2 protein-coding genes and 2 tRNA genes are annotated in these 3665 nt (G+C 57.2%); all 4 read right to left on the bottom strand.

Features of this window, described 5'->3' with window-relative positions:
- A tRNA-Gly gene (locus AC01ZF_RS17485) sits at positions 1-76 on the bottom strand.
- Between the two features lie 708 nt (positions 77-784).
- Entirely contained in the window at positions 785-1525 is a 741-nt protein-coding gene (locus AC01ZF_RS17480) for a class I SAM-dependent DNA methyltransferase (RefSeq protein WP_424677518.1), read from the bottom strand.
- An 8-nt stretch (positions 1526-1533) separates the two neighbouring features.
- Complete coding sequence (abc-f, locus tag AC01ZF_RS17475; RefSeq protein ID WP_424677519.1) at positions 1534-3432, bottom strand: ribosomal protection-like ABC-F family protein; 1899 nt, start codon at positions 3430-3432, stop codon at positions 1534-1536.
- Between the two features lie 156 nt (positions 3433-3588).
- A tRNA-Gly gene (locus tag AC01ZF_RS17470) sits at positions 3589-3664 on the bottom strand.
- Between the last annotated feature and the right edge of the window lies 1 nt (position 3665).

Below are 3665 nucleotides of genomic sequence, written 5' to 3'. Positions count from 1 at the left end.
TGGAGCGGGAGACGGGATTCGAACCCGCGACCTACACCTTGGCAAGGTGTCGCTCTACCAACTGAGCCACTCCCGCATCACGTATAGAGTATAGCACGATCTCTAGATTTGTGCAAGTGTGGTTCTTAGGTTCGAAAAAGAGTTAGAACAGGGAATGGGGAAGATTGCTCGCTACGCTCGCAATGACAGATGGTACTGCGCGCGCACTGCCTGTCACGCACCTCCATTGTCCTTTCGCAGGCGCGCCAGCGCAGGGTTTGTGTTCTTTCGCGGGCGCGCCAGCGCAGGGTTTGTGTCCTTTCGCAGGCACATCAGCGCAAGGTTTGTGTCATTTCGAGGGCGCGCCAGCGCCCGAGAAATCTTGAAGATTGCTCGCTACGCTCGCAATGACAGGATGCCTGTACTGCGCGCGCACTGACCGTCACGCACTCCCATTGTCCTTTCGCAGGCGCGCCAGCGCAGGGTTTGTGTCCTTTCGCGGGCGCATTAGTGCAGGGTTTGTGTTCTTTCGAGGACGCGCCAGCGCCCGAGCAATCTTGAAGATTGCGAGCGTAGCGAGCAATGATGGTACTAAGCTCACCCTAACCCCTTGCTGTCATTTCGAGGGCACGCCAGCGCCCGAGAAATCCTATCGTAATGATTCACAACCCAACGTACATCCTTCCGTATGTGCGGCTGTCCGAGGAAAAGTTCGTGATGATGCCCAATCACGTGCCTGGAATCATGTGGATTGTGGACAATGATGATAACGCCGTGGTTGGGAATGTTGTGTGCGCAGGAATGATCATCGCTCGGCCACATACACTACGCGCGGTGCATCGGTAGTTGCCGGCGTCCATTGTGGTGTGCGGCAGGCTTTCAGTTGCATCTCACCGGCAGTCAACGCTGCCACGATCTCATCATCACTCCACGCACGCTCGCAGTGGGTTTCTTCACCACGCCACCAGCGTTCCCCCTCGCGTCGGAACCAGACGAAACGACCATACGCCCGTTGCTGATAGTGGTCGAAATGAAGACGGTTGACCACCAGCAAGTGAGGGCTATCGAAAATGACCTGATCGTACTCGTGCCAAGTTTTGAAGCCGGCGAGTGTGTTAAGGTCGAAGATAAACTGCCCGCCGGGGCGCAGCAATTTGCCCACCAACCGGCAGACGTTGGCGAGATCGCCATCTTCGGTGAGATGGTTGAGGCTATCGAAGAGACAGGTACAGAGGTCAAAACTGCCCGGTTGTAGGCGTGGGTCATCGGGTAAGGCACGGATGTCGGCCTCGATCCATTCGACGGTAAGCCCACGTTGGTGCGCTTGATCACGGGCGATTGCCAACATAGCTGCCGAGGCATCAACTCCAACAACCGTCGCACCGGCAGCGGCAAAGACAAGAGCCGCGGCGCCGGTACCACAGGCCAGATCGAGGACACGCCGTGGCGTCGTTGGCTGGTGGGCGAGAATAATGTGGGCCAGTGCAGTGCCGAACGCTGCTTGCCCGGCAGCATGGTAAATCGGTGCGTAATCGAGGTAGATCATCGTTCCCGTTACGCCGCTAGTTGTTCCCACTGCGCGTATTTGTCGGCTAACAGTCGTTCGAGTTCAGCGTATTGTGCGCCAAGTGCCGTCAGACGGGCAATATCACGCGCTTGGCTGGCTGCATCAAGCTCACTGCTCAGCCGGGCTAGGTCTTGCTCAAGGGCGGTGACTTCCGCTTCTAAGGCGGCCAATCGGCGCTGCTTCGCTCGTTCGGCTTGGTCGGGACGTGGTGGTTTGGCCGGTGTCACTTTGGCTGCAACCGGCTTGGTGGCTGGTTCTGGTTCTACGGCCTGCTGGCTAGCCATATAATCGCTGTAATTGCCCACAAACTGGCGGATACGCCCCTGCTCGATAATCCAGAGCTTGTCGGCCAGCGCGTCGATAAAGTATCGGTCGTGGGAAACGAACAGGATCGTACCCGTATACTCTTTCAAAACCGCCTCTAGGGCTTCGCGAGCGTCAATGTCAAGATGGTTCGTCGGTTCATCGAGGAGCAGCATATTGCCGGGTAGCAGTGTCAGTTGGGCCAGCGCTACTCGTGACCGTTCACCACCACTTAGATCGGCAATTCGCTTAAACACATCGTCGCCGGTGAAGAGAAAGCGGGCCAGCAGGTTTCGTGCTGCACCCTCGCCGAGACTCGGTGCGACGCGCAACACTTCCGCGAGAACCGTGTTGTCCCATTGCAACACATCATGGCCTTGCGCGTAGTAACCGACGCGCACCTCGTGACCAAAGCGAACGGTGCCTTGCAATGGTGTTAATTGGCCGATAAGCGTGCGCAGTAAGGTCGTCTTCCCGGCGCCGTTTGGCCCCAGCAAACCAACCCGCTCACCGCGCCGGATCGTCAGATCATCGGCCCGCAGTAGTGCGTTGCTTCTTCCGTGGGGCACCTGGTACCCTACGATCACCCCATCAAGGCGTAAGACGAGTTCACCGGAGCGGAGCTGACTATCGAGCGCCACTTGTAGTTTAGCCGCCTCTTTCGGTCGCTCAATCATCTGTTCCCGCTTGAGCCGTTCTAACCGTTTTTCGCGCCCTTTGGCCTCGCGCGCCCGTTGACCGGCCTTATACCGCCGGATGAATTCTTCGGTGCGTTCAATGAATTCCTGTTGCGCTTTATACTCTTTCAGCCGGCGCTCCATACGCTCGGCCTTCAGCGCCAGATACTTTTCATAACTGCCCGGATAATCTTCGAGACGATTGAAGCTCAGTTCGAGGGTTCGTTTGGTGACCCGCTCAAGAAAGTAGCGGTCGTGCGAGACTACAATCAGCGTCCCATCCCACGCGCGCAAAAACTGTTCCAACCATTCGAGCGCTTGCATATCGAGATGGTTGGTCGGTTCGTCGAGCAGCAACAAGTCAGGGTCACTGAGCAGAGCGGCTGCCAACGCGGCCCGCGTCTTTTGGCCACCGGAAAACTGACCCATCTGCCGGTGAAACTGATCGGGTTGAAAGCCGAGACCGTGCAACGCGCGCTCGATGCGCTGCTCGATCTCATAACCACCGGCGTGTTCAAAACGGGTACTCAGTTCACCGTAGCGTTCCATCACCGCTTCCCAGTCGGGTGCGTTGGTATCGGCCAACCGCGCTTCAAGCGCTGCCAATTCGCGCCGCCACTGTTGAATCTCGGCTAAGGCGGCTTCCATGGCTTGCCAGAGGGTATCTTCGTCACGAAAGCGGGTTTCTTGGGCCAGATAAGCCACGCGCGTGCCACGGGCCAGGCTCAAGCTGCCACTATCAGGTGTCTCGTGCCCGGCAATGATCCGTAACAAGGTACTTTTACCGGCTCCGTTCATCCCGACAATCGCAACCTTTTCACCGCGCGCAATCTGGAAGCTTACCTCGTGAAAAATAAGCTCAGCGCCATAATATTTACTGAGGTTATTCGCGTTCAGGAGAGTCATAGACGTTTACATCGGGCAGGTTGCCAATATCGTTGTGCCGGGCAACCTTCTTTGCTGATGTTGCCGTTGATTATGATCAACGCAAATCACGGGTTTGTCAACTGCGATGCTGTCCGGGCAGAGAAACGAAAAACCGGCGCTTTTGCGCCGGCACATTGGAGCGGGAGACGGGATTCGAACCCGCGACCTACACCTTGGCAAGGTGTCGCTCTACCAACTGAGCCACTCCCGCA

Source organism: Chloroflexus sp. (assembly GCF_056331925.1).
The sequence above is the reverse complement of the archived record's forward strand: the minus strand, read 5'-3'. Positions and strand labels throughout refer to the sequence as shown.

What these genes read in the sequence shown, in the direction of transcription:
- AC01ZF_RS17480 (WP_424677518.1), bottom strand. Translation starts at nt 1,525, where the DNA reads ATGATCTACCTCGATTACGCACCGATTTACCATGCTGCCGGGCAAGCA.
- abc-f (WP_424677519.1), bottom strand. Translation starts at nt 3,432, where the DNA reads ATGACTCTCCTGAACGCGAATAACCTCAGTAAATATTATGGCGCTGAG.